The 4,856-nt window shown below is 61.6% G+C and carries 6 protein-coding genes; 4 read left to right on the top strand and 2 right to left on the bottom strand.

Going from position 1 to position 4,856, the window contains the following annotated elements; translation table 11 throughout:
* A partial coding sequence (locus K309_RS0133990; RefSeq protein WP_035878851.1) for a helix-turn-helix domain-containing protein occupies positions 1–236 on the bottom strand: 236 nt, incomplete at its 3' end.
* A 1,226-nt stretch (positions 237–1,462) separates the two neighbouring features.
* Here K309_RS0133990 and K309_RS0133985 point away from each other — a divergent pair.
* The 4 genes from K309_RS0133985 to K309_RS0133970 all read left to right on the top strand — a co-directional run bounded on the left by K309_RS0133985 (position 1,463) and on the right by K309_RS0133970 (position 4,496).
* Positions 1,463–1,993 (top strand): DUF6431 domain-containing protein, encoded by a 531-nt coding sequence (locus K309_RS0133985; protein ID WP_029050359.1) that lies wholly within the window; start codon positions 1,463–1,465, stop codon positions 1,991–1,993.
* A gap of 134 nt (positions 1,994–2,127) precedes the next feature.
* The gene (locus K309_RS0133980) at positions 2,128–3,450 is read left to right on the top strand and encodes a DDE-type integrase/transposase/recombinase (protein WP_029050358.1); all 1,323 of its coding nucleotides are present in this window, start codon (positions 2,128–2,130) and stop codon (positions 3,448–3,450) included.
* A gap of 3 nt (positions 3,451–3,453) precedes the next feature.
* Positions 3,454–4,248 (top strand): ExeA family protein, encoded by a 795-nt coding sequence (locus K309_RS0133975; RefSeq protein WP_029050357.1) that lies wholly within the window; start codon positions 3,454–3,456, stop codon positions 4,246–4,248.
* A gap of 8 nt (positions 4,249–4,256) precedes the next feature.
* Positions 4,257–4,496: a hypothetical protein gene (locus tag K309_RS0133970; protein WP_035878849.1), complete on the top strand. Its 240-nt coding sequence runs from the start codon at positions 4,257–4,259 to the stop codon at positions 4,494–4,496.
* 51 nt (positions 4,497–4,547) lie between these two features.
* Here the strand turns inward: K309_RS0133970 and K309_RS0133965 are convergent.
* Positions 4,548–4,856, bottom strand: a 309-nt coding sequence (locus tag K309_RS0133965; protein WP_029050140.1) for an integrase core domain-containing protein, incomplete at its 5' end; no start/stop codon positions are given.

The raw sequence follows: 4,856 nt of genomic DNA, 5'->3' as shown, positions 1-4,856 counted from the left end.
CCTCCCTTATGACCGTTGAGCAGGCCGCACAGCCCTTTCTCGCGCCAGGCGTTCATCCAGTTGTACACGGTCTTCTTGCTCACATCCAACTGCGTCGCGATCTCGTGCACGCGTTGACCTGCGTCGAGTAACACCATGCCTTGCCCTCTGGCTCGGAAATCTTCATACGGATGCCGCAGCGCAAGCTCTTGCAAAGTTCTTTTCTCCACGTCGTTCAATTCGATGGTGCACTTCATCGGCGATGCCAGCTCGTTCTTCTTATGACTGGCATTTGACTCTCATTCGTGAAATTGGTTTACTCAGAACACTTAGCCGCGCCGCGCTTTGCCATGATTTCTGTATAACGCGGGTAGCTACCCGTCGGACTATTCATTTTCGAACTGCCTGCCTCAATAGAGACACATCAAGCCGATCAATATGAGAGCATCTCCGCCGGCCAAGGCGAGAATCGCGGACAGGAAAAACGCCCGACGTGAACTCCAGCCGCACCAAGCGAAGCGTTGGTGGGTGAAAAAAGCGACTTGGAGTGAATTGTGCGATCTCAATGAGCATAATATTCGCTACCTGCAGCCACAGACATCAGAACTTATCGAATTTTAAGTAAGGATTTCCTTATATTCCATCCACTACAAGATGAAAATATTATCAATATTACGGAAATTTGCGAGGCAACCGAGCCTACGGATCCCAGCCAAGGTCATGCATTTCCTCTAGTGGCGAGCACACCGAGACAACAGATGTGCATCAGGCGGCCAGTTGTTTGAGAAGGAATCTCGCATCATATGGTCCGGTGACTCGTGGCACTGGATTAACAGCCCGGCATATACGCGCCACGGACAAGATGGACAACTTTATCGCTGCTACGGTCTGACGGCCAAGCGACGTCGTATCACACACCCGACTGCTGCTAGTAAGACCCAGGACCTAAAGAAACCGATTGTTGGCACTAACGCAGCCTTGCGCTCGAGCGATAAAACAAAGCACTACGGGGCATACGATACAACGCCTCTAGCTGATGCAGTCGCTGAGAAAAGGCGATCATGGATAACCTGTCCTCCGCAGCAGCTCTCCCAATCGGCGCCCAGAAGCAACGCTGCGTCGGGTGGAGATACTGCCCCTCCGAATAGCCATGCCCGTCAAAAGTTACAACCAAGTCCCCTCAGGAATATCGGCTTGCATTTGATTCTCCACCCCTTTCGCTACTACATCGACTCCGAGGCTTTTCCCCACGCCGGCAAAGAACGATACGAGTGAGGTTCGCTCTGTTTTCGCCTTCCATAGGTGTTACGTCCCGCGCAATCTGAGGTTTGGGGCGGGCCGTTTATCCCGCGAACGGCTGGGGCGATTTTCTGAACATCTCCGCAATCAGCGCGAGACGCAACGGACATAAGGAAGGCCAGTACTGCTCTGATATCGTGTGATGTTTTCCAGGCGCCACACGACAACCAGAACAGACTGGCCTATGCATCGCATTGTATTTGCGTTTCTCACACTCGAACAACATCTTCTCGCTATCCGTTGCACGCCGCAGTCGTACCGGCCCGACGCTTGCGCACATTGCGGCGGTGGCTGCCTGTGGGGCCACGGCTGCTATCACCGCAAGGCTGACCGCAGCGGCGACGCCGAGCTCAATCCCGTGCCGATACCGCGTTTTCGGTGTCCATCCTGTCGTCGAACCTGTTCGCGCCTGCCGCTGGCCATCTGCCCGCGCCGTTGGTACGGCTGGGCGCTGCAGCAGCAGGTGCTTTTACTGCTGATCGCCGGTGCGTCGCTGCGCCGTACGGCGGCCGTCTTCGCGCTGGGCTATCACACGGTGCGCCGCTGGTGGCGATGGCTCAATACCAGCCAGACCTTCATCTTCCATTTGCGCAGTCGCTTTGCCGAACTCGGTCGCTGCGCTGATTCCACTGAGTTCTGGCTGACCTGCTTCGGGCAAATGCGTTTGTGTCAGGCGATGGCCTGGATCGATCACGACGGCCTGACTGTCCCATGATCGCTTGATCCTCGCGCGGCGCGCAACGCGCTGCTCGCACGCCTGGCGCACGCTCCACAGACTTTGCTCACTGCCGCTGCCGCGGCAATAGCGGTTTCATGTCGTTTCCTCACTTTGATGAAGGATTCAACGATATGAATGACATCGACGAGATGGCGCTGTTCCGTCTGGGCGTGCTCGGCCCGCTCACCAGCCACGGCGAACTCGCACGCGGTGAACTGACTCGCCTGATCCGCCAGATTGCCCAGCAGGAGTACGCGATTCCCGGCTCCAGACGCCGCCACATCAGCGAGAAGACGCTGCACGCCTGGTACGACACCTGGCGCCGCGAGGGTATTGCCGGGCTGGCCAGCAAGGTCCGCGCGGACCGCGGCGCATCGAAGCTGCCCCAGGCCGTGCAGGCTGCGGTGCTGGCGGCCAAACGCGAGAACCCGCGCCGCTCGATCCGCCAGATCCGGCTGCTGCTGGAGAGCGCCGGCCTGGTGGCGCGCGACACGCTCTCGCGCAGTGCCGTGCACCGCCTGCTCAGGGCACACGGACTCTCACGCATCGCCGGCCCGGCCGTCGTGTCCGACGAGAAGCGCTGCTTTGAGGCCGAACACGCCGGCTCTCTCTGGTACGGCGACGTCATGCACGGGCCAACTCTGTTGATCGACGGCAAACGCAGGAAGACCTATCTGGTCTCGCTCATGGATGACGCCTCTCGGCTCGTCGCTCACAGCGCGTTCTGCCTGTCCGAGACGGCGCTCGATATCGAGAGCGTGCTCAAGCAGGCACTGTTGCGGCGCGGCATCCCCGGGCGGCTCGTCGTGGACAACGGCTCGGCCTATCGCTGCGCAACCCTACAGGGCATCTGCGCGCGCCTGTCCATCCGCCTCATCTACTGCAGGCCGTACCAACCCGCCGCCAAGGGCAAGATCGAACGATGGGACCGGACGCTGCGCGACCAGTTCCTGGCCGAACTCGACACCAGCCGCATCCGCGAGTTGGGCGATCTGAACGCCCGGCTGTGGGCATGGATCGAACAGATCTTTCACCGCAGCAAGCATGCCTCGCTGGGCGGGCTCACGCCGCTGGCACGTTACCAGCAGGACCTGCCGCGCATCCGCCTGCTCGGGCCGCTGGCCGCGCAGCTCGACCTGTTCTGGTATCGCATCACACGCCTGGTCCGCCGCGACGGCACGGTGTCCTACCAGGGCAAACGCTTCGAGGTGCCATACGAACTCGCCGGCCGGCACGTGCGGCTTCTCGTCGATCCGCATACCGGCGTGGTCATGCACGTCGAGAACGAAGCCGGGCAGCAACTGGGCGCGGCCACCGAGCTCGATACCGTGGCCAACAGCACGCGCCGGCGCCAGCGTCCCGAGGCCGAGCCGGCCACCGCCGAACCCGCCGTAGCCGGCCCGAACCTGATCGAGCTCGCCCACCGTCAACATTATCCGCACATGGAGCATTGAATCATGTACCGCCAGCACTTCGGCCTGCGCTGCGCACCACTGGACAAGGACTCCACCAGCCTGTGGGACGACGGCGCGATCGCCCATCTGAATGAGCGCTTCCAGTGGCTGCTCTCCAGCCCCGGTGTGGGCCTGCTCACCGGCGAGCCCGGCGTGGGCAAGACCGCCGCGCTGCGACACATCACGCGCTCGCTCAACCCGCACCGCTACCAGGTCATCTATACGGCCGAGTCCGACTTCGGCCGCATCGATCTGTACCGGGCGCTGGCCCGCGAACTCGGCCTTGAGCCCACCTACCGGCGCGCCGACCTGTGGCGCGACATCAAGCGGCGCATCACCGAACTGGCCCAGAACCGGCAGGTGCTGCCGGTTTGGGTCATCGACGAGAGCCAGAACCTGCCACCCGCATTCTTCCGCGATCTGCCCGCTTTCCTGAACTTCGCCATGGATGCCCGCGATCTGATCACCATCTGGCTGGCCGGTCATCCGTCGCTGGCCGACGTGCTCGAACGCGCACCGTACGCCGCCCTCTACGGACGCATCCAGGTGCGCGTGCACTTCACCCCGGTCATCGAACGCGAGCGCTTCGCCCAGCTCATCGGCCACGCGCTTGCCGCCGCCGGCTGCAACCACACGCTGCTCTCGGACTCCGGCATCGAACAACTGCGCGAGGCTTCGCGTGGCGTACCCCGCCAGGCCGGGCGCATCCTGCGCAACGCCATGCGGCTGGCCGTGCCCAAGGGACTGAACCATATCCCCGATGAGCTGCTGCAGCGGGCCATCGGGGAAGTGCGGTGAGCCCCGCCATGCAACACGACCTGATTTCAACGCCAACCCGCGAGGCCATCATGGACATCTTCACGCGCAATGCCGGACTGGCCGACCCCGTGCTCTCCGACGAGGCCGCCTTCTTCATCCAGCTCATCCTCGACGACATCTGGCTGTGGTTCAACACCGTCTACGGCGAGCAGGCTCGCCGCTATCGCCCACCGCTAGACCTCGATCCCGATGACGATCCCGCCGACGAGCCGGACAATCCCTTCTAACTTCACGGGGGCCACAATGAATCGCCCCGGGTATCGAGGAGGCTGTTTGGTTTAAGTTGATGCCGGCGCGGCAGCGGTGTAGCTGAGTTGCCGGTAGTAGTTTGCCTCAGCTTCAGCCGGCGGGATATAGCCGAGGTGTTCCATCAGGCGGTCGTTGTTGAACCAGGCCACCCATTCCAGGGTTGCAAGCTCTACGGCCTCACGGGATTTCCAGGGGCCGCGCTTGTGGATCAGTTCGGCCTTGTACAGGCCATTGATGGTCTCAGCCAGTGCGTTGTCGTAGGAGTCACCGCGGCTGCCGACCGACGGTTCAATGCCGGCTTCAGAAAGCCTCTCGGTATAGCGAATGCTGACGTATTG

Source organism: Cupriavidus phytohabitans, from assembly GCF_000426345.1.
Classification (GTDB): Bacteria; Pseudomonadota; Gammaproteobacteria; order Burkholderiales; family Burkholderiaceae; genus Cupriavidus.
This window is presented reverse-complemented; position numbering and strand designations above follow the sequence as displayed.

Coding starts and splice junctions, on each gene's coding strand:
- K309_RS0133985 (WP_029050359.1), top strand. CDS start 1,463: ATGCATCGCATTGTATTTGCGTTTCTCACACTCGAACAACATCTTCTC.
- K309_RS0133970 (WP_035878849.1), top strand. CDS start 4,257: ATGCAACACGACCTGATTTCAACGCCAACCCGCGAGGCCATCATGGAC.
- K309_RS0133975 (WP_029050357.1), top strand. CDS start 3,454: ATGTACCGCCAGCACTTCGGCCTGCGCTGCGCACCACTGGACAAGGAC.
- K309_RS0133980 (WP_029050358.1), top strand. CDS start 2,128: ATGAATGACATCGACGAGATGGCGCTGTTCCGTCTGGGCGTGCTCGGC.